Annotated in this window: 26 protein-coding genes; 8 read left to right on the forward strand and 18 right to left on the reverse strand. The window is 49.7% G+C overall.

The annotated features are described in order from the left end of the window. The first annotated feature begins 311 nt into the window (after positions 1–311). Together ahpC and ahpF are read left to right on the forward strand one after the other, a co-directional pair. Positions 312–875, forward strand: coding sequence for an alkyl hydroperoxide reductase subunit C (ahpC, locus tag BEB54_RS18025; RefSeq protein ID WP_000052796.1), 564 nt, complete (start codon positions 312–314; stop codon positions 873–875). Positions 876–1,045: 170 nt separating this feature from the next. After that, a complete protein-coding gene (gene ahpF, locus BEB54_RS18030) occupies positions 1,046–2,611 on the forward strand; it encodes an alkyl hydroperoxide reductase subunit F (protein ID WP_032183601.1) in 1,566 nt (521 codons plus the stop codon). A 121-nt stretch (positions 2,612–2,732) separates the two neighbouring features. Here the strand turns inward: ahpF and uspG are convergent, their stop codons facing one another. From uspG to citC, 11 genes are all read right to left on the reverse strand, one after another. After that, entirely contained in the window at positions 2,733–3,161 is a 429-nt protein-coding gene (gene uspG / locus BEB54_RS18035) for a universal stress protein UspG (protein WP_000278505.1), read from the reverse strand. Positions 3,162–3,284: 123 nt separating this feature from the next. After that, the gene (yldA, locus tag BEB54_RS29970) at positions 3,285–3,374 is read right to left on the reverse strand and encodes a small membrane protein YldA (protein WP_349813939.1); all 90 of its coding nucleotides are present in this window, start codon (positions 3,372–3,374) and stop codon (positions 3,285–3,287) included. A gap of 142 nt (positions 3,375–3,516) precedes the next feature. Further along, positions 3,517–3,927, reverse strand: a complete 411-nt coding sequence (gene rnk / locus BEB54_RS18040; protein WP_000089731.1) for a nucleoside diphosphate kinase regulator — start codon at positions 3,925–3,927, stop codon at positions 3,517–3,519. Between the two features lie 229 nt (positions 3,928–4,156). After that, complete coding sequence (gene rna / locus BEB54_RS18050) at positions 4,157–4,963, reverse strand: ribonuclease I (protein WP_105277470.1); 807 nt, start codon at positions 4,961–4,963, stop codon at positions 4,157–4,159. Positions 4,964–5,076: 113 nt separating this feature from the next. Beyond that, on the reverse strand, positions 5,077–6,540 hold the full coding sequence (gene citT, locus BEB54_RS18055) for a citrate/succinate antiporter CitT (RefSeq protein ID WP_000050328.1): 1,464 nt from the start codon (positions 6,538–6,540) through the stop codon (positions 5,077–5,079). Positions 6,541–6,590: 50 nt separating this feature from the next. Further along, the gene (citG, locus tag BEB54_RS18060; protein ID WP_105277471.1) at positions 6,591–7,469 is read right to left on the reverse strand and encodes a triphosphoribosyl-dephospho-CoA synthase CitG; all 879 of its coding nucleotides are present in this window, start codon (positions 7,467–7,469) and stop codon (positions 6,591–6,593) included. Further along, positions 7,444–7,995 (reverse strand): citrate lyase holo-[acyl-carrier protein] synthase, encoded by a 552-nt coding sequence (gene citX / locus BEB54_RS18065; protein ID WP_000550421.1) that lies wholly within the window; start codon positions 7,993–7,995, stop codon positions 7,444–7,446. Before citX ends, citG begins: the two co-directional genes overlap by 26 nt. A 3-nt stretch (positions 7,996–7,998) precedes the next feature. Next, on the reverse strand, positions 7,999–9,531 hold the full coding sequence (gene citF / locus BEB54_RS18070; protein ID WP_000192245.1) for a citrate lyase subunit alpha: 1,533 nt from the start codon (positions 9,529–9,531) through the stop codon (positions 7,999–8,001). A 10-nt stretch (positions 9,532–9,541) separates the two neighbouring features. After that, on the reverse strand, positions 9,542–10,450 hold the full coding sequence (citE, locus tag BEB54_RS18075; RefSeq protein ID WP_000622357.1) for a citrate (pro-3S)-lyase subunit beta: 909 nt from the start codon (positions 10,448–10,450) through the stop codon (positions 9,542–9,544). Continuing rightward, positions 10,447–10,743, reverse strand: coding sequence for a citrate lyase acyl carrier protein (citD, locus tag BEB54_RS18080; protein WP_000700703.1), 297 nt, complete (start codon positions 10,741–10,743; stop codon positions 10,447–10,449). Before citD ends, citE begins: the two co-directional genes overlap by 4 nt. Positions 10,744–10,757: 14 nt before the next feature. Further along, complete coding sequence (gene citC / locus BEB54_RS18085; RefSeq protein WP_000467705.1) at positions 10,758–11,816, reverse strand: [citrate (pro-3S)-lyase] ligase; 1,059 nt, start codon at positions 11,814–11,816, stop codon at positions 10,758–10,760. Between the two features lie 379 nt (positions 11,817–12,195). On the opposite strand from citC, the gene dpiB reads away from it, so the two are divergent. Both dpiB and dpiA read left to right on the forward strand, forming a co-directional pair. After that, positions 12,196–13,854: a sensor histidine kinase DpiB gene (gene dpiB / locus BEB54_RS18090; RefSeq protein ID WP_001353363.1), complete on the forward strand. Its 1,659-nt coding sequence runs from the start codon at positions 12,196–12,198 to the stop codon at positions 13,852–13,854. Beyond that, entirely contained in the window at positions 13,823–14,503 is a 681-nt protein-coding gene (gene dpiA / locus BEB54_RS18095) for a two-component response regulator DpiA (RefSeq protein WP_000126500.1), read from the forward strand. The genes dpiB and dpiA overlap by 32 nt, the downstream gene beginning before the upstream one ends. Positions 14,504–14,543: 40 nt before the next feature. Here dpiA and dcuC read toward each other — a convergent pair whose 3' ends face one another. Beyond that, positions 14,544–15,929 carry an anaerobic C4-dicarboxylate transporter DcuC gene (dcuC, locus tag BEB54_RS18100; protein ID WP_000955057.1) on the reverse strand — a complete coding sequence of 462 codons (1,386 nt, stop codon included), beginning with the start codon at positions 15,927–15,929 and terminating at the stop codon, positions 14,544–14,546. Between the two features lie 587 nt (positions 15,930–16,516). Between dcuC and pagP the strand changes: the two genes are divergently transcribed. Both pagP and cspE read left to right on the forward strand, forming a co-directional pair. Next, a complete protein-coding gene (pagP, locus tag BEB54_RS18115) occupies positions 16,517–17,077 on the forward strand; it encodes a lipid IV(A) palmitoyltransferase PagP (protein WP_001354845.1) in 561 nt (186 codons plus the stop codon). Positions 17,078–17,251: 174 nt separating this feature from the next. Then, positions 17,252–17,461: a transcription antiterminator/RNA stability regulator CspE gene (gene cspE, locus BEB54_RS18120; RefSeq protein WP_000034825.1), complete on the forward strand. Its 210-nt coding sequence runs from the start codon at positions 17,252–17,254 to the stop codon at positions 17,459–17,461. Positions 17,462–17,514: 53 nt separating this feature from the next. On the opposite strand, the gene crcB is transcribed toward cspE, so the two are convergent. Then, positions 17,515–17,898: a fluoride efflux transporter CrcB gene (gene crcB, locus BEB54_RS18125; RefSeq protein WP_032183608.1), complete on the reverse strand. Its 384-nt coding sequence runs from the start codon at positions 17,896–17,898 to the stop codon at positions 17,515–17,517. Positions 17,899–17,993: 95 nt separating this feature from the next. Here crcB and BEB54_RS18130 point away from each other — a divergent pair, with 95 nt between their 5' ends. Beyond that, entirely contained in the window at positions 17,994–18,782 is a 789-nt protein-coding gene (locus BEB54_RS18130) for a deaminated glutathione amidase (protein WP_105277473.1), read from the forward strand. 128 nt (positions 18,783–18,910) lie between these two features. Then, on the forward strand, positions 18,911–19,114 hold the full coding sequence (gene tatE / locus BEB54_RS18135; RefSeq protein WP_000503931.1) for a twin-arginine translocase subunit TatE: 204 nt from the start codon (positions 18,911–18,913) through the stop codon (positions 19,112–19,114). A 100-nt stretch (positions 19,115–19,214) separates the two neighbouring features. Here tatE and lipA read toward each other — a convergent pair whose 3' ends face one another. From lipA to dacA, 5 genes are all read right to left on the reverse strand, one after another. Beyond that, complete coding sequence (gene lipA / locus BEB54_RS18140; RefSeq protein WP_105277474.1) at positions 19,215–20,180, reverse strand: lipoyl synthase; 966 nt, start codon at positions 20,178–20,180, stop codon at positions 19,215–19,217. Between the two features lie 208 nt (positions 20,181–20,388). Further along, the gene (locus BEB54_RS18150; RefSeq protein WP_105277475.1) at positions 20,389–21,342 is read right to left on the reverse strand and encodes a YbeF family transcriptional regulator; all 954 of its coding nucleotides are present in this window, start codon (positions 21,340–21,342) and stop codon (positions 20,389–20,391) included. Between the two features lie 259 nt (positions 21,343–21,601). Then, a complete protein-coding gene (gene lipB / locus BEB54_RS18160) occupies positions 21,602–22,243 on the reverse strand; it encodes a lipoyl(octanoyl) transferase LipB (RefSeq protein ID WP_000284041.1) in 642 nt (213 codons plus the stop codon). 100 nt (positions 22,244–22,343) lie between these two features. Then, a complete protein-coding gene (gene ybeD / locus BEB54_RS18165) occupies positions 22,344–22,607 on the reverse strand; it encodes a DUF493 family protein YbeD (RefSeq protein ID WP_000850550.1) in 264 nt (87 codons plus the stop codon). Positions 22,608–22,716: 109 nt separating this feature from the next. Beyond that, positions 22,717–23,928 (reverse strand): D-alanyl-D-alanine carboxypeptidase DacA, encoded by a 1,212-nt coding sequence (gene dacA / locus BEB54_RS18170; protein ID WP_001092082.1) that lies wholly within the window; start codon positions 23,926–23,928, stop codon positions 22,717–22,719. Positions 23,929–24,037 lie beyond the last annotated feature (109 nt).

A 24,037-nucleotide genomic window follows, 5' to 3' on the forward strand; every position in this document is an offset into this window, starting at 1 on the left:
GGTAAGAGCTTAGATCAGGTGATTGCCCTTTGTTTATGAGGGTGTTGTAATCCATGTCGTTGTTGCATTTGTAAGGGCAACACCACAGCCTGCAGGCAGGCGCTGAAGATACCAAAGGGTAGTTCAGATTACACGGTCACCTGGAAAGGGGGCCCATTTTACTTTTTATCGCCACTGGCGGTGCAAAGTTCACAAAGTTGTCTTACGACGGTTGTAAGGTAAAACTTATCGATTTGATAATGGAAACGCATTAGCCGAATCGGCAAAAATTGGTTACCTTACATCTCATCGAAAACACGGAGGAAGTATAGATGTCCTTGATTAACACCAAAATTAAACCTTTTAAAAACCAGGCATTCAAAAACGGCGAATTCATCGAAATCACCGAAAAAGATACCGAAGGCCGCTGGAGCGTCTTCTTCTTCTACCCGGCTGACTTTACTTTCGTATGCCCGACCGAACTGGGTGACGTTGCTGACCACTACGAAGAACTGCAGAAACTGGGCGTAGATGTATACGCAGTATCTACCGATACTCACTTCACCCACAAAGCATGGCACAGCAGCTCTGAAACTATCGCTAAAATCAAATATGCGATGATCGGCGACCCGACTGGCGCCCTGACCCGTAACTTCGACAACATGCGTGAAGATGAAGGTCTGGCTGACCGTGCAACCTTCGTTGTTGACCCGCAGGGTATCATCCAGGCAATCGAAGTTACCGCTGAAGGCATTGGCCGTGATGCGTCTGACCTGCTGCGTAAAATCAAAGCAGCACAGTACGTGGCTTCTCACCCAGGTGAAGTTTGCCCGGCTAAATGGAAAGAAGGTGAAGCAACTCTGGCTCCGTCTCTGGACCTGGTTGGTAAAATCTAAATTTCCTTCGTCTTTCGCGCTACCAACTCCGGCGCGAAATACTTCGGAAATTCACCTAATTCTTCGGGTGCTGCGGCACCCGATTTTCTTCCCCGCACCATGATGCAAGCTGCATCCAGGTAGCCGCAGAGGCCGCTTGCATGATGATGTTTAAAGCCCAGGAGATAAACATGCTCGACACAAATATGAAAACTCAACTCAAGGCTTACCTTGAGAAATTGACCAAGCCTGTTGAGTTAATTGCCACGCTGGATGACAGCGCTAAATCGGCAGAAATCAAGGAACTGTTGGCTGAAATCGCAGAACTGTCAGACAAAGTCACCTTTAAAGAAGATAACAGCTTGCCGGTGCGTAAGCCGTCTTTCCTGATCACTAACCCAGGTTCCAACCAGGGGCCACGTTTTGCAGGTTCCCCGCTGGGCCACGAGTTCACCTCGCTGGTACTGGCGTTGTTGTGGACCGGTGGTCATCCGTCGAAAGAAGCGCAGTCTCTGCTGGAGCAGATTCGCCATATTGACGGTGATTTTGAATTCGAAACCTATTACTCGCTCTCTTGCCACAACTGCCCGGACGTGGTGCAGGCGCTGAACCTGATGAGCGTACTGAACCCGCGCATCAAGCATACGGCAATTGACGGCGGCACCTTCCAGAACGAAATCACCGATCGCAACGTGATGGGCGTTCCGGCAGTGTTCGTAAACGGGAAAGAGTTTGGTCAGGGCCGCATGACTATTTCCGAAATCGTCGCCAAAATTGATACTGGCGCAGAAAAACGTGCGGCAGAAGAGCTGAACAAGCGTGACGCTTATGACGTATTAATCGTTGGTTCCGGCCCGGCGGGTGCAGCGGCGGCAATTTATTCCGCACGTAAAGGCATCCGTACCGGTCTGATGGGCGAACGTTTTGGTGGTCAGATCCTCGATACCGTTGATATCGAAAACTACATTTCTGTACCGAAGACCGAAGGCCAAAAACTGGCAGGTGCACTGAAAGTTCACGTTGATGAATACGACGTTGATGTGATCGACAGCCAGAGCGCCAGCAAACTGATCCCGGCAGCAGTTGAAGGCGGCCTGCATCAGATTGAAACAGCTTCCGGCGCGGTACTGAAAGCACGCAGCATTATCGTGGCGACTGGTGCAAAATGGCGTAACATGAACGTTCCGGGTGAAGATCAGTATCGCACCAAAGGCGTGACCTACTGCCCGCACTGCGACGGCCCGCTGTTTAAAGGCAAACGCGTAGCGGTTATCGGCGGTGGTAACTCCGGCGTGGAAGCGGCAATCGACCTGGCGGGTATCGTTGAGCACGTAACTCTGCTGGAATTTGCGCCAGAAATGAAAGCCGACCAGGTTCTGCAGGACAAACTGCGCAGCCTGAAAAACGTCGACATTATTCTGAATGCGCAAACCACGGAAGTGAAAGGCGACGGCAGCAAAGTTGTTGGTCTGGAATATCGCGATCGTGTCAGCGGCGATATTCACAACATCGAACTGGCCGGTATTTTCGTCCAGATTGGTCTGCTGCCGAACACCAACTGGCTCGAAGGCGCAGTCGAACGTAACCGCATGGGCGAGATTATCATTGATGCGAAATGCGAAACCAACGTCAAAGGCGTGTTCGCAGCGGGTGACTGTACGACGGTTCCGTACAAGCAGATCATCATCGCCACTGGCGAAGGTGCCAAAGCCTCTCTGAGTGCTTTTGACTACCTGATTCGCACCAAAACTGCATAAGAAGAAGTAAGATTCACCTGCAATTGCTTAGCCGCCGGAGTCAAACCTGGCGGCTTTTTTATTGCAATAAAAAGCCCCGCCGGGATGGCTCCGGGCAGGGCGACATAAATACTTTTATCTATTAGCGAACGACCAGCACCGGCAGATTGGCGTGGCGGATAACGCTTGAGGCGTTAGAACCTAACAGATGGGTCGAAATCGATGGGTTGCGCGAACCGATAACGACAACATCAGCCCCCAGTTCTTCTGCCAACTCATTGACTTCATCCCGCACGCTACCAAAACGGACATGTTGTTTAATGCGGGAAGGATCGATGGTGAAGTGGCTGACCATCGTTTGCAAACGTTCTTCTGCTTCATGTTGCAGATGCTCTTCAAAACGACGTACATCAGCGGCAAAACGGTGCAGGCTCAGGCTGGCTGACCCCGGTAGTACGTGAAGTAGATGAATAACTCCGTCATCCTGGGCGAGGAATTCAGCGTGGCGAACAGCTTTGTCGCTCAATTCCATTTCGAAAACATCCACTGGCATGATGATTGTTTTGTACATAAGCATTCTCTCCTTGTTTTTGCATGTATACATAACAGCACATTATTGATTATGAATCTATGATTTGCGAGGCTGATTCGATCTGAATTTGCGATTGATCTGGAAAATAAATAAAACCAGGTACTACCAGCGTTGTTCAAGGTATAGCACTGCAGCAACAATAATAGCTGCTATGAATATATAAAACGCAGTGATACTGAGAGCTTCGCTCATATGGGGTTCCGCAGATGAATAACCAGTTCAGATTAGAATGCTGTGCTTAAGAGCAAAATGATAAATCTGGTTGATATTTGAGCGGAAAGAGGATGCGAGTGCATCCTCCGGGCAAAGCGAGTTATCGCTTGTGCAGATGGGATTAAAGCAGGTAGTCGCCAGCAGCTTCTGGCTGGTATTCGAGTTCCAGCACTTCAAGGTGGGTTGCAACGCCGCCCGGAAGTTCCCAGTGAATGGAATCGCCAACGCGCAGCCCCAGCAGTGCGGCACCTACCGGAGCCATAACAGAAAGCTGAGTATTGCTGTCAGTCATTTTAGCCGGATAGACCAGCGTGCGCACACGCACTTCGCCATCGCTAAGATTGCGGAATTTAACCCGGCTGTTCATTGTCACCACGTCGTGTGGCATCTCTTCTGGCGAACACATTTGGGCGCGATCCAACTCTGCGTTTAACGCGTCGGCGATTGGCAAACCAGCATAGGCAGGTTGCTCCAGCAGAATATCGATGCGTTCGGCATCCAGGTCGTTAATGATGATAGTTGGTCTGGACATTTTTACTCCATGTCGTCGGTACTGCGAGTGTCGCAGATAAACATACCCAAAAGAAAACCCTCACCGTCAGGCGGCGAGGGTTTAACTCACATGATGATACTGACTGTTGCTCACTCTTTGAAGTGATTTGCATCACATTCAGGGAATTCCTCAATGCAGCGCATTATGTATAAATCTTAATCGTCATGGTTTATGGAAGACGAATTAGCGTGTTTTGTAAATCAGATGATTAATAACCCGCTTTATCAATCACAAAGGTTTTGCCACAGTTGCCTGGGTGTGGTTGCGGCAAGAATGAGTTTGCAGAAAGCGGAGCGTTGATGGCGTCAGCTTTGATTGACATCTGAATTTCAGTCAAATACGCAGGGTTACCCTGGCACGTTAGCTTAACGGCTTTCACGTTCTCTTTTCCCCAGCTTTTGGCAAAGGCGGCGTCAAAGTCACGGCGGCTCACTGTCTTACCGTAGTTATCCGCAAGGAATTTTCCGGCTTCGCTCTCTTTAATTTCTTGATTCAGGCGTACCATCGTGCCGAAGTATGCGTCTGGATCAAAACCAAAGCAGGCACCGTGTTTGGCATATTCGTAGCGTTCCAGGCAGGAACGTCCGCCAGCTCCCGGCATGACTTCATTTAGTTTAGCTGCCGTTTCCAGTGATAACCCAGTTTCCGGCGATGAACACATCCTGCTGGCGCGCGCCTCTGGTAGATTCGGGATTGGGCGAGTAGCGCAACCGAAGCGCATCCAGCGGCGTTCATCAACACCACGGGCAGCAACCGATTTAGGCAATCCTGGCCATAGACCATGTACGGTCAGAAAATCAGCTTTGTTGGTCGTTTCGGTTTGCAGGCGACATTCATCTCGTTCGTTACGATTTCGATCGTGTTGACTCTGGCAAAATCCGGTTTGCCAGGAGAGGGCCAGGACATAGCGATCAAAATCGCCATACTGTTTTGCCTGCAACGCCACGGCGTTGGCAAAAGAGAAGGGAAGCAGAGAAACCGCGAGCAACGCGGCGTTACGCCAGAATGCTTTCATAATGGGTGTGGAACTCATACATACACTGAATACTATCTATTAAATCATAAAAAAGCCCGCCAGGTGGGCTTACCTGGCGGGCGTGATGATTTATTCAGCGTTTGGCGAACGTATTAGTTCCACATGGCGAGAATCGGCCAGCCAACCAACAGCAACATAGAGATGTAAATCACCCCGAAGATTGCACCAAGTCGCCAGTAATCTTTTGATTTCACATAGCCGCAGCCGTAAATAATCACCCCAGGACCGGTTGCATACGGCGTCAGACAGCCCATGATACCGATAGACAGCACCAGCAGGATACACAGTTGTTCCATTGGTACGCCCGGAATACCTTTACCGACGGCCAGAATAACCGGCAGCATGGTTGCGGTGTGCGCAGACAGGCTGGCAAACAGGTAGTGGGCAAAGTAGAACACCAGAACCAGTACAATCACCGTTGCATTTGGTGAGAAGCCTTCCAGGTGCGTACTCATCGTGTTGGCGAACCAGTCGATAAAGCCAGAACGGGTCAGGCCATTCGCCATAACAACCAGCGTTGCCAGGTTGACCAGCGTGTTCCATGCGCTGTTATAGCGAGTAATGTCTTTCCACGGCACAACGTGCAGCGCCAGCATCAGCGAAACTGCCAGCAGACCTACCGCAGTAGCATTAATGACTTCACTGCCAAATACCCACAAACCTAAGCTGAGCAATACAAGGCCAATCAGCGTCCACTCTCTGCGTGTCAGCGCACCCATGGTTTTTAGTTCATCACCCGCCCAGGTTGCTACTTCTTCACTGTGTGTGATTTCCGGTTTGTAAAGCACGTAGGAAAGCCACGGCGCAATGATAAGTAAGATAACGCCAACCGGCAGGAAGCAGAGGAACCACTGCAACCAGCTAATCTGGATGCCGGCAATTTTGCTGACGAACTCCAGACCCAGCACGTTTGGTGCCGCACCGGTGACAAACATGGACGAACTCAGACTGGTACTAATGACCATCATCCACATCAAATAGCCGCCAATACGACGCGCGGACGGATCGTTCGGGAATGATTTAAACAGCGGCGGCAAGTTTTTAATGACCGGGAAAACCGTACCCCCGGTACGCGCAGTATTAGACGGTGTAAACGGCGCCAGCAGAATGTCGATAATGACTATCGCATAACCCAACGTCAGCGTGCGTTTGCCCATGAATTTCACCAGGAATAGGGCAATGCGACGACCTAACCCGGAAACTTCATACCCTAATGCAAAAATAAATGCGCCAAATACCAGCCATACCGTGGTACTGGAAAAACCAGCCAGACCCCATTTCAGCGCCTGTTTTTGCGCATTAAACGCTGGGTCAGCTAATTCTTTGGCATCAAAGAGAAGGTAATTACTGCCAATAACGCAAATAGTAACCGCAATAAAACTGATCGCTGTTGCCGGAATTGGCTCGAGGATCATGCCGACAATCATTGCCACAAACACAGCGAAGTAATGCCATGCCTGCGGTGGCATACCGTCAGGGACAGGGATAAGAAACATGACGCCCATCACCACCAGTGGGGCCAATAGTTTCCATATATTATCTTTTGCTAAAGACATACGGGTTCTCCGAAAATTAATATTTCCAAATTTATCAAGTGCTTAAATAATTAAATCTGTGCTAAAAACCAGGTAAGGATCAGCAGGTCGGCACTGCCGCCTGGACTGAGATTTCGTTCGATACACTCCCTGTCGAACTGCCGGAGATAATCGAGATCGGCGGGGGTTCGGATGCCCCCTTTTTGCAATAATGTTTGCGCCTTGCGCTGTAGCCAGCGCAGGCCCCCCTCGCCACCGCGCGATGCAACGTTGGTATCGCCGTTGATCGCCATCAGTAGGAGTAAGGTATCGAGCAATGCCAGTTCAGGATCTAACCCCTGATCCAGCAGAGTGAGGTAATGCGGCAGGGCGTGGTTGATCACCAGTGGGTAACCTGCTTCGGCTTCACCGCGTGCGCCGGTAAGGCCTAGCTGCTGGTACAACCGTTGACCTGCCGTCAGTTGTGAATTATTGGTACGCAGTTCGCGATCGGTCAGGCCACGGCAGAAACTTGCCGTCGTCGCACAAATGGTTATTGGCGTTACCGACTGGTTGAGTTGAAGCAAACGGCCAATTGCCGCACACAGTAGCCCTAAAGAAAAAATGCTGCCTTTATGGGTGTTTACGCCCGCAGTGGCGCGGAACATATCACCTTCGCAAGCCATACCAATTGGGCGTAATCCGTGGAGTACCGCTTCTGGTGCCATTTCAGCACTACAGGCACCAAATTCAATGAAACGGGGTAACCAGCCCTGAATCGCCAGCGCGCTGCGGTGAAAATCTTCCAGCGCCATATCTTTGTGCGCACCGCAGTTAATCCGATCCACGAGGCCTGGTTTCGGTGACAGATTGACTTCAGTCAGCATGGCGCGCCAGCCCAGCAGGGCGTACTCATCGATTAATGACGTCGCAAGCTTTGTGGTTTTAGTTGACGTTGCAGGCATCGACATCGTTCAGCAGCGCCTCCATGCGGTTGAGTAAATCGGTCAGTTGATGGTTTTTTCCACGCGCGCAAACAGCTGCGCTTTGCTCGCACAACAGGCAGCGGCGAGGCGGCAGTGAATAGTCGCGGCGGGAGAGAATTTCGCCTTCGGGTGTCAGGACATCGATATCCCATAACCGCCCGAGAGGATGACTATGTTCAAGCTCAATGGTGGCGAGCTTGAGGTCGCGAGCCGGGGCGGCAATGCTCAACATGCCCTCCGGCCCGCTGGCGGAAACCAGTGCAGCCTGCTCCTGAATTTGCCAGCCCTGTTTTGCGGCTAAGGCACGCAAGGCTGTCACGCCATGATTAAAAATTCGGCGTGTGACCTCGCTGTCTTTAATCGGCCCAGGCGCAACCACGGTAAAGGAGACCAGTGGAACAGGATGGCGCTTGAGCCAGACGTGTTGCCGTGCTTGCCTTTCATCCCGGCTGACGAGCAGCTCGGGAATTGACACCGCATGGTGGCTGGCGAGTTCAGGAAGCAGGTGCATGGCTTATTCCTTCACCTGATGCACAACATCGATCACCGAGCCATCGCGGTAACGCACAACGGCAACGACGCGGTCGGTGAATTCAATCGGCTGTGGTTCACCGGTCAGCAGACGCGCACGTTCACGCAGCCACTCAATAGAAACCACTTTGATCCCCGCTTCCTGCAGACGTTCTGCCAGTTCCGGACGTGCCGGGTTAACTGCGATACCGTGGTCTGTGACCAGAATATCGACACTGGAGCCCGGGGTGATGCAGGTCAGCACGTTATCCACCAGAGTCGGAATACGACCGCGTACCAGCGGTGCGACGATGATGGAAAGTGCAGAGGCAATCGCGGTATCGCAGTGACCACCGGAAGCGCCACGCAGTACGCCGTCAGAGCCGGTCAGCACGTTAACGTTGAACTGGGTGTCAATTTCCAGCGCGCTCAGTACCACCACGTCGAGACGATCAACCGATGCACCTTTTGAACCCCAGTTAGCGTACTGGTTGGCGCTGATTTCGATGTGATTGGGGTTACGGGCCAGCGATTGTGCAGCGTGGCTGTCAAAGCTCTGCACATCCAGCAGTTTGCGGATCAGACCTTTTTCGTGCAGATCAACCATCGTTGCGGTAATACCACCGAGGGCGAAGTCAGCGCGAATATCGCGGCTACGCATTTTGTCTTCCAGGAAACGGGTTACCGCCAGCGATGCGCCGCCGGTGCCGGTCTGCATGGAGAAACCTTCTTTGAAGTAGCCAGAGTTAACAATCACATCCGCAGCGCTACGGGCAATAAGCAGTTCGCGCGGGTTAGTGGTCATACGGGTAGCACCAGCGCCGATTTTTGCAGCATCGCCAACGCGATCAACTTTGACGATCAGATCAACCTGATCTTGCTCAATGCTTGCCGGATTATGCGGATAAGGCAGCAGTTCTTCGGTAAGCATCACGACCTGTTTTGCGTTGTCGGCATCAACCATTGCATAGCCGAGGGAGCCGCAGCAGGCTTTACCGGTGTAGCCGTTGGCATTACCGAATTCATCACAGGACGGGACGCCGAGGAAAGCCACATCGATATTCAGTTCGCCGCTCTGTACCAGATGCACACGTCCGCCGTGAGAGTGGATTTGCACCGGTTCCGCCAGTAGACCACGGGAGATTTCTTCCGCCAGTGGACCGCGAAGGCCAGAGGTATAAATGCGGGTAACCACGCCCTGGCGAATGTGTTCTACCAGCGGCGCATGGCAATCACTCAGGGAGCTGGAGGCCAGAGTCAGGTTTTTAAAGCCCATCTTCGCGATGACGTCCATCACCATATTGACGGTCAGGTCACCGCCACGGAAAGCGTGATGGAAGGAAACCGTCATGCCGTCCTGTAAACCAGAGCGACGAATCGCTTCTTCCAGGTTGGCGCACAGTTTGCGATCGCGCGCTTTTTCAGCCTGGTAGGTTTGCTTTGGCGAGTTCTGGAAAGCGGCAAGATCGCATTCAGCGCGACGATTCCAGGCCGCTACCCGTTCTTGTCGTTGAGATTGTTCAATTTTCTGCGTCATTTTGATTGCCTTATTCTTCGCGGATGCCGGAAAGTTCTGCACGGGAGAGCACCAGACGGGCGCGATCGATAACCGGACCGTCCACCATCTTGCCGTTCAGGGAAACCACGCCGAGGCCTTCGCGAGCGGCGGCTTCAGCGGCTTCTACGACGCGGCGGGCGTGATCCACTTCTTTCTGGGTCGGTGCGTAGAGGTTGTGCAGCAGATCAATCTGACGCGGGTTGATCAGCGATTTGCCGTCAAAGCCCAGCTGTTTGATGTGGGCGGCTTCTTGCAGGAATCCGGCTTCGTTGTTTGCGTCAGAATAGACGGTATCGAACGCCTGAATACCCGCAGATCGCGCGGCCTGCAAAATGGAGCAGCGAGCGAACAGCAGTTCAGTTCCTTCCGGGGAGCGTTCTGTACGCAGGTTGCGCACATAGTCTTCTGCACCGAGGGCGATACCGATCAAACGCTCGGAAGCGTGAGCGATTTCCACTGCGCGGGTAATGCCCAGCGGAGATTCAATCGCCGCCAGCAAGCCGGTACTGCCGGGTTCACGACCACAGGCTTTTTCGATACGCAGGATCTCTTTTTCGATATCCAGAACATCCTGAGCGGTATCGGTTTTCGGCAGACGCACAACGTCCGCACCACCGCGAACGACGGCTTCCAGGTCGTTGACACCCCATTCGGAATCCAGCGCGTTTACACGCACAATGGTTTCAATATCGCGATACAGCGGATGTTGCAGCGCGTGGTAAACCATGCGGCGGGCGGTGTCTTTTTCACGCAATGCTACGGAGTCTTCGAGGTCAAACATCAGGGCATCAGCCGGGTAGATGAATGAGTTGCTGACCATCGCGGCATTGGCACCAGGCACAAACAACATGCTGCGGCGGGTGCGAGTTTTACGTTGTTGCAGCGAAGCGGAAATCATTGGCAATCCTCCCATGGCAGAGCCGGGATACCGCTGGCGCGTGCCAGCAGGGCTTCCAGTCGTGCACGTAAAATGCAGTCCAGTGCGCCTTTGTCATCGACATTCAGCTGTACGCCGCGCACGTTGTAGCGGGCGAGAACGTCCAGAATGGTGGTGCGAATGGCATCACCAAACTGTTTTTCAACGCTGCTGTTGATTTGCAGGTCGATATCCTGCGTATCGAGTGGGGCGATGCGTATCATCACATCCCCAGACTCAAGGGTGCCTGCAACGGCGGGCTGGTTTATTTTCATTTTTCACCTGTTTCTCATGCGGGGGTCTTTTGACGAGCTGCCGCGTCCTGGCGGGAGTGCTCAAGCAGGTTCTGCAAATAATGCAGCGTGACTGCAGGGACCAGCGGCGCGATAGCCGTGAGATCGTTTTTCGCCAGCAGTTGACGTACCCGGGAAGCGGATATCGGCATCTCCTGGTAACGCAGCCGCTCAATTTCAACCAGTTCGATGGGCGGTGCGGAGATAGTCGGCGTTTCCAGCCAGTAGCGCATATCCTGGTTGTACTGGGCGGTAACGCGACAAAAGGGTTCAGTACCGACAAAGCGGTGAGTTACACCCAGCGCGGGAGCGAGGTACTGACGGAAAATCTTCAGATCAATTTCGGTGTAACAATGGTTAATGACGCTCTGTTCTTTAATGAAGTAGCAAGGGAACGTAGCGCGGGAGATGATGTATTCGGAGCCGCGATGCACAGTCAGGCGCGGAATATCGGCGGTGCCTTTTAACACCAGATCCAGCCGGTCTTCATAGGGAAAGCGTGAAGAATCTTCTTTAACTAAAAACAGATGCAACCAGTCGCACTGTGCTGCAGCCTGTTGAATCAGATAACGGTGACCATTCGTAAAGGGATTGGCGTTCATCACAATGCAGCCAATCTTGTTCCCTGGATGACGAAATTTTTTCAGCGATTCGGCATAGCGTTTCAGTCGCGTGGCGCTGTTTTCCATCAGCACCATCACGCCGGGTACACTGGTCAGCGTGGAAAAACCGCACTGGCGGAACAGCGCCTCGTATTCGGTTTTGGTATAAATAAACAGATGCGTGCTGTGCCGCTCATAGGCGAGGTTTATCAATTCAGTGGCTAATGTCAGCGCCAGTCCTTCACCGCGAACGGATTCACTGATAGCAACGCATTTAATAATATTTCCGGCAATTCCACCGCACGCGATAAGCTTTTCATCGCGGGTTACGGTAATAAATACTTCGACTGTGGTGTCAACGCTCAAATCATTTTCATGCAGGAATTGGGCGATTTCCGCCATTTTTTTATTTTCTGAACGTTTTACACGGGTGAAAATATCATTGCCGAACATAATAAATAGTATCCTGAAGGTGCATGTTGTTATCGATTTGCAACGAATGTTGTTCGATGTTGCAAACTGATAACCTTTTATTTTCACTTGGGAGAAAGGGGGGCGATCGAGGTATATCTTTTTCTCCTTTCGCTATACATCCTAAGGAGTATTGCAGCGTGAAATTTTGATTTATTTCACATAGAGTTAGTGGTTTTTTATTTATTTAATGGTTTTAAGTTTTTTAATTAATGTAATTACGAAATGACCCGCAGGTTTAAGTGATTTAATTGATTTAATGAATAAAATTTGCCACGATTATATTTAATATCTATGTATTTTGATTCAACATTTTAATTACATCCGTCAAAGAGGCTCGGGACAACCCGCAAGGAAAACAATGTTGCAGCTTAACGAGAATAAACAGTTTGCATTTTTCCAAAGACTGGCATTTCCGCTGCGTATCTTTTTGCTGATTCTGGTGTTCTCAATATTTGTCATTGCAGCCCTGGCGCAATATTTTACGGCCAGTTTTGAGGACTATTTAACGCTTCATGTGCGCGACATGGCAATGAATCAGGCAAAAATTATTGCTTCTAATGACAGTATCATCAGCGCAGTGAAAACGCGTGACTACAAGCGACTGGCGACCATCGCTAACAAATTACAAAGAGATACTGATTTCGATTATGTCGTGATTGGTGACCGGCACTCGATCCGCCTTTACCATCCTAATCCGGAGAAAATTGGTTATCCTATGCAATTCACCAAACCGGGCGCGCTGGAGAAAGGGGAGAGCTACTTTATCACCGGGAAAGGGTCAATTGGCATGGCGATGCGTGCCAAAACGCCAATCTTTGATGACGATGGAAAAGTCATCGGCGTGGTGTCGATTGGCTACCTGGTGAGTAAAATCGATAGCTGGCGGGCTGAGTTTTTATTACCGATGGCTGGCGTGTTTGTCGTGCTGTTAGGGATTCTGATGTTGCTGTCGTGGTTCCTGGCCGCGCATATCCGTCGGCAAATGATGGGCATGGAGCCAAAGCAAATCGCACGCGTGGTCCGTCAGCAAGAGGCGCTGTTTAGTTCGGTTTATGAAGGGCTGATTGCGGTGGATCCGCACGGTTACATTACCGCCATCAATCGTAACGCAAGAAAGATGCTGGGGCTGAGTTCCCCCGGACGGCAATGGTTGGGTAAACCCATTGCTGAAGTGGTCAGGCCCGCCGATTTCTTTACCGAACAGATTGATGAAAAACGTCAGGATGTGGTGGCGAACTTTAACGGTCTGAGCGTTATTGCCAACCGGGAAGCTATTCGTTCTGGTGATGATTTGCTGGGGGCCATTATCAGCTTTCGTAGTAAAGACGAAATATCCACCCTCAATGCACAACTGACGCAAATTAAACAATACGTCGAGAGCCTGCGCACATTGCGACACGAGCATCTCAATTGGATGTCGACGCTCAATGGTCTGTTGCAGATGAAAGAGTATGATCGCGTGTTGGCGATGGTGCAGGGGGAGTCTCAGGCCCAGCAACAGCTTATTGATAGCCTGCGCGAGGCGTTTGCCGATCGCCAGGTGGCGGGGCTGCTTTTTGGTAAAGTGCAGCGCGCCCGCGAACTGGGGCTAAAAATGGTCATCGTCCCCGGAAGTCAGCTTTCGCAACTGCCGCCAGGACTGGACAGCACCGAGTTTGCAGCCATTGTTGGCAATTTACTTGATAACGCCTTCGAAGCCAGCCTGCGTAGCGATGAAGGAAACAAGATCGTTGAATTATTCCTCAGCGATGAAGGCGATGATGTGGTGATTGAAGTCGCCGATCAGGGCTGCGGCGTTCCAGAGTCTCTACGAGACAAAATATTTGAGCAGGGTGTCAGTACGCGTGCTGACGAGCCCGGCGAACATGGCATTGGGTTGTACTTGATTGCCAGCTACGTAACGCGCTGCGGTGGTGTTATCACTCTCGAAGATAATGATCCCTGCGGTACCTTATTTTCAATCTATATTCCGAAAGTGAAACCTAATGACAGCTCCATTAACCCTATTGATCGTTGAGGACGAAACGCCGCTGGCAGAGATGCATGCGGAATATATTCGTCACATTCCCGGATTCAGTCAGATATTACTGGCGGGAAACCTGGCGCAGGCCCGAATGATGATCGAGCGTTTTAAGCCGGGGCTAATCTTGCTCGATAACTATCTTCCTGACGGTAGAGGGATTAATTTACTGCATGAACTGGTGCAGGCGCATTATCCCGGCGACGTGGTGTTTACCACTGCAGCCAGTGATATGGAAACGGTGTCTGAAGCCGTACGTTGTGGTGTATTTGATTATCTCATTAAGCCAATTGCCTATGAACGGCTGGGGCAAACGCTAACCCGTTTCCGCCAGCGTAAACATATGCTGGAAAGTATTGATAGCGCCAGCCAGAAGCAAATCGATGAGATGTTTAATGCCTATGCTCGCGGTGAACCCAAAGACGAACTGCCGACCGGCATTGACCCCTTGACGCTAAACGCGGTGCGAAAACTGTTTAAAGAGCCTGGTGTGCAACATACGGCAGAAACGGTGGCGCAGGCACTGACTATCAGCCGCACCACTGCCAGACGTTATCTTGAATATTGCGCCAGCCGCCATCTGATTATTGCTGAAATTGTTCACGGCAAAGTTGGCAGACCGCAACGCATATACCACAGTGGGTGACATGATAAAGCCGGAGGAAGCTTGCCTCCGGCATGACTATTTACTTGCCTGTGACCGCGGCTGCCGTTCCTGGCACCATCAGCTCTGTAGCAACGATAACAATCACCAGCCCAACAAGCACCGGCACCGAGGTGCGTTTTACGACTTCAAATGGTGAGATTTTCGCCATCCCGGCAACCGCAACGACTACGCCAGAAACGGGTGACAGGGTACGACCGAGGTTTGACGCCTGCAGCATTGGGATAGTCAAATACGCCGGGTTAATGCCGGAAGAGTGCGCCAGTTTCGGGATCATCTCAACAAACGCATAAAACGGCGCATTGCCTGAACCGGTCGTGACTGCCGCCAGCATTGTCAGGATCACCAATACCAGCATCAGGATGATACTCGCCGAACCAAACGAAGTGGCGATAGAAATCAGACTTTGAATAAAGCCGATGGTGCTAAGCCCCTGAGCGAATACCCCAGCGGCAACCAGCAGCATCACCACGTTAGCAAACGCATCTGCCATCCCGCGATAAGCCACTTCCAGGCCCGAGAACACTTTCTGGGTATTAAAGCTGCGGATGAACTCCAGAATGGAGGCAATCAGCATACAAATCACCAGAATAGTGATGATGTGTAATTGCGGCCCCCATTTGCCGTCAAAAATCAGCACTCCGATGATCGGCGTGAACGGCAAAATGGCATAAAACGCAGGAGCAGTGGTGGTGATTTCACTGACATCTAACATTTCATGAGAGATGTGCTCTTTTTTATCCAGATAACGTTGCCAGAAGAAGTGGGCGATCGCCATGCCGATAATTGCAGCAATTGAGATAGGCAGCGTCGTTTTGAAGGCGAAATCAATCAGCGACATTTCGGAAGCCTGCGCCGCCAGTACCACATCCCCTGAAGTCGGTGCGAGAATAATCGCCGCCGGGGAGGCACAAATAGCAGCAGCTGCACCACGGCTGATACCAACGTTTACCATCACCGGAAACAGGGTTGCCATCAGCAAAACACCCAGACCGGTTGCGGAAGAGACGGCCAGAGACATCAGACAGGCGACAAAATAGGCGGCAATCATCAGCAGGTAAGGGGAGTTAATATACTGCAATGGTTTTGACGCCAGCTTGACCACCATATCATTCGCGCCGATATGGGTCATGTAAGCGGCAAAGCCACACAGCATCATAATCATCATGCCGAGGTCGCCGCCGCGGCTCATTAGCAATATTTTAACGTATTCAACGATATCCGTGGCGCTGTAGCCTGTTGAAGCCTGGCTGGACGGTAACACTTTGTGCCCCATAATGGCACTGATAATCAGCAATAACAGGCCACCGACAAATAACACGCCAGTGGCGGAATACCCTTTAATGATGTAGCGAGCTACACCCACAATAACCACAACCCCAATAAGGAGTTCAATGAATGTCAGCATAATTTTTCCTGTCTCCAGGCCCCAAAGTAAATAATAAAAAATTCCTAAAGCTTAAGGAAAAAATATGCCCAATAAATTGGCGGTGAATGCTGATTAAAATCAAGAAAAACTGCCATTAAGACATTGAAGTTGCTGTTTTTATACATAGATAACAAAACGCATATTTAGCGGTTGGCAATTATCACATAATAATGTGTGTAAATTGATGGTGGATTGATGCAAATTTGTTAATTGCAATGGTGTTAGTCGCGGATGTGCGCTCAAAAAATAATCTATCATGAGCATGGGTTGACGATATATAATATATTCTTCGTTAAGAAGTTTTTTGTATCTTATTAAAAAATAAAGTAATTTTTCTTGATTGTATTTTGTCATCAAAAAAGACTTGGTTTTTCTTTTATGACTATTCCCATCGCAGAAAACGACGCATCATCTTAAATCGATGCGCGGAAATATTTATCTTGAACAAGCGGAAATAAATAGAACAGCTATTCAGATTATTCTTCATGTTGGGGCTATTAAGGTTATGTTAATTGTAGCTTTGCTATGCTAATAGTAGATTTTTGATAAATGTTTTATGGTCACAAATGAACGTGAGTAAATATGTCTCTATATTTTCCTTTGTTTTTATTCAGTTAATCAGCGTTGGTAAAGTTTTAGCTAACGCAGATGAGTGGATGACAACGTTTGGAGAAAATATTACACAAACCTGGCAACAGCCTGAACATTATGATTTATATATTCCTGCCATCACCTGGCATGCTCGTTTCGCTTACGACAAAGAAAAAACCGATCGCTATAACGAGCGACCGTGGGGTGGCGGTTTTGGTCAGTCGCGTTGGGATGAAAAAGGAAACTGGCATGGCCTGTATGCCATGGCATTTAAGGACTCGTGGAACAAATGGGAACCGATTGCCGGATACGGATGGGAAAGTACCTGGCGACCGCTGGCGGATGAAAATTTTCATTTAGGACTGGGATTCACCGCTGGCGTAACGGCACGCGATAACTGGAATTACATCCCTCTCCCGGTTCTACTGCCATTGGCCTCTGTGGGTTATGGTCCAGTGACTTTTCAGATGACCTACATTCCGGGTACCTATAACAATGGCAATGTGTACTTTGCCTGGATGCGCTTTCAGTTTTGAGACAAATGAAATTTTAGTAACTTCTTTAAAATCAATGAGTAAAATAATTAACATCAAAAATAACGCGACTTTTATCACTTTTTAGTAAAGTTGCACTGGACAAAGCGTACCACAATTGGTGTACTGGTAACCGACACAGCATTTGTGTCTATTTTTCATGTAAAGGTAATTTTGATGTCTAAGATTAAAGGTAACGTTAAGTGGTTTAATGAGTCCAAAGGATTCGGTTTCATTACTCCGGAAGACGGCAGCAAAGACGTGTTCGTACACTTCTCTGCAATCCAGACTAATGGTTTTAAAACTCTTGCTGAAGGTCAGCGCGTAGAGTTCGAAATCACTAACGGTGCCAAAGGCCCTTCTGCTGCAAACGTAATCGCTCTGTAAGATACGTCAGCAAGAATTCAAAACCCGCTTAATCAGCGGGTTTTTTTTGGTCTTTAGTGTGCGGTTGAGGCCGAAAACAGCCAGAAAGCCAGTGCGGTCATGGCAAAAGACCCCAGAAGGTTGACGAAAACGTTCAGTAATGCCCAGCCAAAGCGGCCCTCTTGTAACAAAAACACCACTTCTGCCGAAAATGTTGAGAAGGTTGTTAGACCGCCACAAAATCCGGTGGTGATTAATACTTTCCACACTGGATCAATGTTCGTCATCCTGCTAAACCAGGCGAATCCCATTCCTATGATGAATGCCCCAATCAGGTTTGCAGCCAGCGTCCCCATCGGAATCGCCTGATGCAGCGGGTTAAATCGCATACTTAACAGCCATCTCGCCACGCTTCCCGTACCACCGCCAATAAAAACTGCTAAAAGAAGTTGTAACACTGCAAAATCCTGCTATTTGATTTGTATGAGTGATAAGTGTAACGCCGAATAATCGCCGTTGGCGAATTTTACGACTCTGACAGGAGGAGGTGGCAATGCTGGTTGCCGCAGGACAGTTTGCTGTTACATCTGTGTGGGAAAAGAACGCTGAGATTTGTGCCTCGTTGATGGCGCAGGCGGCGGAAAACGACGTTTCGCTGTTTGTCCTGCCGGAAGCATTGTTGGCGCGTGATGATAATGATGCAGATCTATCGGTTAAATCAGCACAGCTGCTGGAAGGCGAATTCCTCGGACGTTTACGGCGAGAAAGTAAACGTAACATGATGACGACAATTCTGACGATTCATGTTCCTTCAACGCCGGGGCGCGCATGGAATATGCTGGTGGCGCTACAGGCAGGAAACATCGTCGCCCGTTATGCCAAACTGCATCTCTATGATGCATTTGCCATTCAGGAATCACGCCATGTTGATGCTGGTAATGAAATAGCTCCGTTACTGGAGGTGGAAGGGATGAAGGTCGGTCTGATGACCTGTTATGACTTACGCTTTCCAGAGCTGGCGCTGGCACAGGCATTACAGGGAGCTGAAATCCTGGTACTTCCTGCCGCCTGGGTTCGCGGGCCGCTCAAAGAGCATCACTGGTCAACGTTGCTTGCCGCTCGTGCGCTGGATACCACCTGTTATATGGTGGCGGCGGGGGAGTGCGGGAACAAAAATATCGGGCAAAGCCGGATTATAGATCCCTTTGGCGTCACCATTGCGGCAGCGTCAGAAATGCCTGCACTCATTATGGCGGAAGTGACGCCCGAACGTGTGCGTCAGGTGCGCGCGCAACTGCCCGTCTTAAACAACCGTCGCTTTGCGCCGCCGCAATTATTATGATGTTTTTTTACTCGGCGCTTGATTCACCTTGTTACAGATTGCTATTGTGTGCGCGCGTCGAATGACCGTTAATATTCTCTGGTTTTTAAGGCGCGTTCTGTTGCCGGTTATATGTCAAGAAGGTATCTATGGGTGAGATTAGTATTACCAAACTGCTGGTAGTTGCGGCGCTGGTCGTTCTGCTGTTTGGGACTAAGAAGTTACGTACGCTGGGCGGAGACCTTGGAGCGGCCATTAAAGGGTTCAAGAAGGCGATGAATGATGACGATGCTGCGGCGAAAAAAGGCGCAGACGTTGATCTTCAGGCTGAAAAGCTCTCTCATAAAGAGTGACGTGGCGAGCAGGACGCTCCCTCAATATCTTGTTCGATACAAAAAACCCGCTTCAAACAGCGGGTTTTTTATCAGACAGATGTAAGTAATTATTACAGGATTACTTAACTTCCATCCCTTTCGCCTGCAAATCGGCGTGGTAAGACGAGCGGACAAACGGACCGCATGCAGCATGGGTAAAGCCCATCGCCAGCGCTTCGGCTTTCATTTCGTCGAACTCATCCGGGCTAACGTAACGTTGAACCGGCAGGTGATGGCGGCTTGGCTGCAAATATTGCCCCAGCGTTAGCATCGTCACACCATGACGGCGCAGGTCGCGCATTACCTCAATAATTTCTTCATTGGTTTCACCCAGACCCACCATCAGACCAGACTTGGTCGGGATTTCCGGATGCGCTTCTTTAAAGCGTTCCAGCAGCTTCAGCGACCAGTTGTAATCTGCACCAGGCCGTACCTGACGGTAAATACGCGGTACGTTTTCCAGGTTATGGTTGAACACATCTGGTGGTGAGGCGGTCAGAATATCCAGAGCACGATCCATACGACCGCGGAAATCCGGCACCAGAGTTTCAATTTTGATTTGCGGGCTTTTTTCCCGAATGGCAGTAATGCAATCCGCAAAGTGCTGGGCACCGCCATCGCGCAGGTCATCACGGTCAACGGAGGTGATAACCACATAACGCAGCGCCATATCGGCAATGGTCTGCGCCAGTTTCACTGGTTCATTGGCATCCGGAGCTACCGGGCGACCATGGGCAACGTCACAGAACGGACAACGGCGGGTACAAATAGCGCCGAGGATCATAAACGTTGCTGTGCCGTGGTTGAAGCATTCCGCCAGGTTAGGGCAGGAGGCTTCCTCGCAGACAGAATGCAGGCCATTTTTGCGCATTGCGGCTTTGATGCCCTGGATACGTGTAGAGTCCGCTGGAAGCTTGATTTTCATCCATTCCGGCTTGCGCAGCAGGGCTTCGCGCTCTGTTGCCACGTTTTTAACCGGGATAAGGGCCATCTTATCGGCATCGCGGTATTTAACACCGCGTTCCATCACAATGGGTTTACTCATAGCGTGCGTGTTCCAGTTGCGAATTACGAAGGAAAGCGTTTCAATTCAATAGATTGTTGTAATTATCAACTATTTTTGAATTAACGACTGGCAGTATATCATTGAAACGGACCTGAAAGCAGCCAAAGCGGTCGCGAAAATGTAAAATTGTTGTTGGATTGTGCCATTTTTTCGTTCTACGCTGTGATCTGGCTGTAACAATACTTTTTCAAAATGCATTACGGATAACATCTATTACCCCGTGCAGGATGGGATCACGCAGGCTGAATTTGTTGTAGTGGATAGAGAAATCTATTTGCTCCTCATTTAAGGACGGAAAAGGCAGTTTTTCCAGCGGCCAGCAACGGCTAAACAGGTTATAAAAACGGCTGGGAATAATCGCTAACATGTCACTGTTGGCAACCAGTGCAGCGATTGTCAAAATGTTGTAGCTGGTGAAACTGATTTGCCGGTCCGGAAACATCTTTTGAACTCTCTGCCGCAGACCGCTGAAATTTTGCCCTTCCGGTAACAGGAGTATATGCGCAGCGTTGCCAATAGTCTCTCTGTCATCTTCTAAAGAGAGTAGCGGATTTCCCTCGCGGCAAATTAACACCATATTGTCGGTGAACAGAACATGATGTTGCACCGTACGATTGGTGCAAAACATGTTATCGATGATGAGATCGGTTTGAAACTGACTGAGTTGGTTTTCCGCGTCGCTGATGGGGGGGTTGCGCAGTAAAAGCTGCGGATAGTGAGATTTAATCGCCCGATAGATGACAGGAAGGACCAGGGCTCCGACCGAGGGGGTGGTCGCAATAGTTATCGTTCGTTGCTTATCATAGCTTCCTTCGATATCCAGCGCGCCAAGAATGGACTCAAGGCCCTGACTGATATACTCATGCAAATGCATTGCAAATGCAGTAGGAGTGACGCCCTGGCCTTTGCGAATAAACAATGGGTCAGGGAATATAACGCGCAGTTTCTGAATAGACTGACTGATTGCCGAGGGTGTCAGATTAAGCACTTTCGCTGCATTAACGATCCCTTTATGCACATACACAGCTTCAAAAATAGTCAGAAGGTTAAGATCAATATTTCGTAAGGTTGTAAATATTTGTGGTTTACCTTCTGACGACTTTCTGCTTAAACAGGGTTCAATTTGATTATTACTATCCACGCACTTACTCCAATTTTATTCATGGAAAAATAATATTTAAAAAAATTACAATAATCTTATATCTAATTTGAATGGAACGCTTTTGCTCACCATAGTCAACTATTTCAATAAGTTAATCAATGGGGTGAGTTACGGAGCGAAGCATTGCATCGCATTTCTGCAAGTGATAAAGAAAATATACAAACGCGAAGGAGAAGTAAAGCATTAGCAGGTATTATGAGTAATGACCCAGTGTAAATTGGGCCATTGATGTATGTAATTAAGCGGTAATATATTCGAAGTCGGGATTGTTTAGTAGCACTAAAATATTTTCTAGCAAACGCGGTGCAATATTATTAGTTGTCGCTTCGGGTTTCCATTGTGATATTTTAGCCATTTCCATTCCGGCATACCCACAAGGATTAATACGTAAAAATGGCGAAAGATCCATATTGACGTTTAATGCCAGACCGTGGAATGAACAACCGCGCCGAATACGTAAACCAAGTGAGCAAATTTTCTTTTCCCCGACATAGACACCAGGCGCGTCAGCCCGAGGATGTGCTTCTATACCCAGTTCAGCCAGGGTATTCACCACTGTTTGCTCGAGCAAGGTCACCAGTTCACGCACACCGAGTTTACGGCGTTTCAGGTTAAGCAACACATACATCACCTGTTGCCCCGGCCCGTGATAAGTCACCTGCCCACCGCGATCGCTTTGGATCACCGGAATATCGCCCGGCATTAAAATGTGCTCCGCTTTTCCTGCCTGCCCTTGGGTGAATACCGGATAGTGCTCGACCAGCCAGATTTCATCAAGAGTACTTTCATCGCGGGTATCGGTGAATTCATGCATAGCCTGGGAGATTGGCTCGTAAGGCTGAAGACCGAGCTGGCGGACAAGAATTTTATCCTGATACAAAACGGCATCTCCGTGGAGAATGAGTAAAAGTGGGGGAAAAGTATATCACAGCGAGGAGAGGGGAGTTACCCGACCAGGGGCCGGGTAAAGAATACGCGAGTTACAGAACCATGCGGACAATATCGATTTTGCCCAGTTCTTCATACAGTGTTTCAACCTGCTCAATATGAGTGGCGTTGATAGTGATAGATACCGAGTGGTAGTTGCCTTTGCTGCTTGGTTTTACCGTTGGGGTGTAGTCACCTGGCGCATGGCGCTGTACCACTTCAACCACCTGATCAACCAGCTCAGGTAACGCCTGCCCCATAACTTTGTAAGTAAAAGGAGTAGGGAATTCAAGCAGTTCGTTAAGTTTGGTTTTCATGTCAGCTCCGGCGTAACGTAATTAAATAGCAACTCCCGCCAGAAGGCGGGAGTTTTTTACTGATGCTTAGTATATGGGGGCGGAAATCACACTTTCAAGTGTTCGATTTTTAACCAAACCAGTGATGGAACATTAACTTAATGTAATCAATGATTTTGCCGAAGAAGTTGCCTTCCGGGATTTCTTGCAGCACAACCAGCGGGCGTTGTTCGATCGTTTTGCCATCAAGCTGGAAGTTGATAGTACCGACGACCTGATTCTTTTGCAGCGGCGCATGCAATTCACTGCTGTTCAGCACATAGCTGGCTTTCAGATCTTTCATGCGGCCACGCGGAATGGTCAGGTACACGTCTTTATCAACACCTAACGAAGCGCGATCAGAATCACCAAACCAAACCGGTTCAGAGGCGAACTCTTTACCTACTTTCAGTGGGTTAACGGTTTCGAAGAAACGGAAGCCCCAGGTTAGCAGTTTTTTACTTTCGGCTTCACGGCCTTTAAAAGTACGTCCGCCCATCACCGCAGAGATCAAGCGCATCTGGCCTTCAGTCGCAGAAGCAACAAGGTTGTAACCTGCTTTGTCAGTGTGTCCGGTTTTGATGCCGTCGACATTCAGGCTGTTATCCCATAACAGGCCGTTACGGTTCAGCTGGCGAATACCGTTAAACGTAAATTCTTTTTCTTTATAGATCGAGTATTCATTCGGTACGTCACGGATCAACGCCTGGCCGATCAGCGCCATATCTCGCGCGGAGCTGTACTGACCGTCAGCGTCGAGACCGTGCACGGTCTGGAAGTGAGTGTTTTTCAGGCCCAGTGCGTTAACGTAGCTGTTCATCAAGCCAACAAAAGCGTCCTGGCTACCAGCGGCAAAATCGGCCATGGCGACGCAAGCATCGTTACCCGATTGCAGGTTAATACCGCGGATCAGCTGAGAAACCGGAACCTGCATGCCCGGTTTGAGGAACATCAGCGAAGAACCTTTAAATACCGGGTTACCGGTGGCCCATGCGTCGTTGCCGATGGTGACTAAATCAGTTTCTTTAAATTTACCGGCTTTCATTGCCTGGCCGATAACGTAACTGGTCATCATTTTGGTCAGACTGGCAGGATCGCGGCGGACATCTGCGTTCTGTTCGGCGAGCACTTTGCCCGAGTTATAGTCAATCAGGATGTAGGACTCCGCATCGATCTGCGGTACACCCGGGATCATAGTTTTGATATTCAGGTCATCGGCATGTGCAGCAGAGATAAAGGCTGTGCAAAGAGCCGTGGTGAGCGCCAGGCGCTTCATGATACGAGCGGAAAAAATGGTATTCATGGTCTGAACTACGACATCCGTGATGGAATTAAAAAAAGTGCCCTACTATAGCAAATGCACTACCGGCAGGCATCTGACTTTCCGCGTGACTTTGTTAACGTCATTTACA

It is taken from the genome of Escherichia sp. MOD1-EC6021, from assembly GCF_002965245.1.
Classification (GTDB): Bacteria; Pseudomonadota; Gammaproteobacteria; order Enterobacterales; family Enterobacteriaceae; genus Escherichia; species Escherichia coli_F.

Bases quoted from the DNA above. Each gene is read 5' to 3' on its own strand.
- tatE (WP_000503931.1), top strand. From the start codon at position 18,911: ATGGGTGAGATTAGTATTACCAAACTGCTGGTAGTTGCGGCGCTGGTC.
- citG (WP_105277471.1), bottom strand. From the start codon at position 7,469: ATGTCGATGCCTGCAACGTCAACTAAAACCACAAAGCTTGCGACGTCA.
- BEB54_RS18130 (WP_105277473.1), top strand. From the start codon at position 17,994: ATGCTGGTTGCCGCAGGACAGTTTGCTGTTACATCTGTGTGGGAAAAG.
- dacA (WP_001092082.1), bottom strand. From the start codon at position 23,928: ATGAATACCATTTTTTCCGCTCGTATCATGAAGCGCCTGGCGCTCACC.
- citC (WP_000467705.1), bottom strand. From the start codon at position 11,816: ATGTTCGGCAATGATATTTTCACCCGTGTAAAACGTTCAGAAAATAAA.
- dpiA (WP_000126500.1), top strand. From the start codon at position 13,823: ATGACAGCTCCATTAACCCTATTGATCGTTGAGGACGAAACGCCGCTG.
- rna (WP_105277470.1), bottom strand. From the start codon at position 4,963: ATGAAAGCATTCTGGCGTAACGCCGCGTTGCTCGCGGTTTCTCTGCTT.
- yldA (WP_349813939.1), bottom strand. From the start codon at position 3,374: ATGAGCGAAGCTCTCAGTATCACTGCGTTTTATATATTCATAGCAGCT.
- cspE (WP_000034825.1), top strand. From the start codon at position 17,252: ATGTCTAAGATTAAAGGTAACGTTAAGTGGTTTAATGAGTCCAAAGGA.
- dcuC (WP_000955057.1), bottom strand. From the start codon at position 15,929: ATGCTGACATTCATTGAACTCCTTATTGGGGTTGTGGTTATTGTGGGT.
- pagP (WP_001354845.1), top strand. From the start codon at position 16,517: ATGAACGTGAGTAAATATGTCTCTATATTTTCCTTTGTTTTTATTCAG.
- ybeD (WP_000850550.1), bottom strand. From the start codon at position 22,607: ATGAAAACCAAACTTAACGAACTGCTTGAATTCCCTACTCCTTTTACT.
- lipA (WP_105277474.1), bottom strand. From the start codon at position 20,180: ATGAGTAAACCCATTGTGATGGAACGCGGTGTTAAATACCGCGATGCC.
- citF (WP_000192245.1), bottom strand. From the start codon at position 9,531: ATGACGCAGAAAATTGAACAATCTCAACGACAAGAACGGGTAGCGGCC.
- rnk (WP_000089731.1), bottom strand. From the start codon at position 3,927: ATGTCCAGACCAACTATCATCATTAACGACCTGGATGCCGAACGCATC.
- dpiB (WP_001353363.1), top strand. From the start codon at position 12,196: ATGTTGCAGCTTAACGAGAATAAACAGTTTGCATTTTTCCAAAGACTG.
- ahpF (WP_032183601.1), top strand. From the start codon at position 1,046: ATGCTCGACACAAATATGAAAACTCAACTCAAGGCTTACCTTGAGAAA.
- citT (WP_000050328.1), bottom strand. From the start codon at position 6,540: ATGTCTTTAGCAAAAGATAATATATGGAAACTATTGGCCCCACTGGTG.
- uspG (WP_000278505.1), bottom strand. From the start codon at position 3,161: ATGTACAAAACAATCATCATGCCAGTGGATGTTTTCGAAATGGAATTG.
- ahpC (WP_000052796.1), top strand. From the start codon at position 312: ATGTCCTTGATTAACACCAAAATTAAACCTTTTAAAAACCAGGCATTC.
- citX (WP_000550421.1), bottom strand. From the start codon at position 7,995: ATGCACCTGCTTCCTGAACTCGCCAGCCACCATGCGGTGTCAATTCCC.
- citE (WP_000622357.1), bottom strand. From the start codon at position 10,450: ATGATTTCCGCTTCGCTGCAACAACGTAAAACTCGCACCCGCCGCAGC.
- citD (WP_000700703.1), bottom strand. From the start codon at position 10,743: ATGAAAATAAACCAGCCCGCCGTTGCAGGCACCCTTGAGTCTGGGGAT.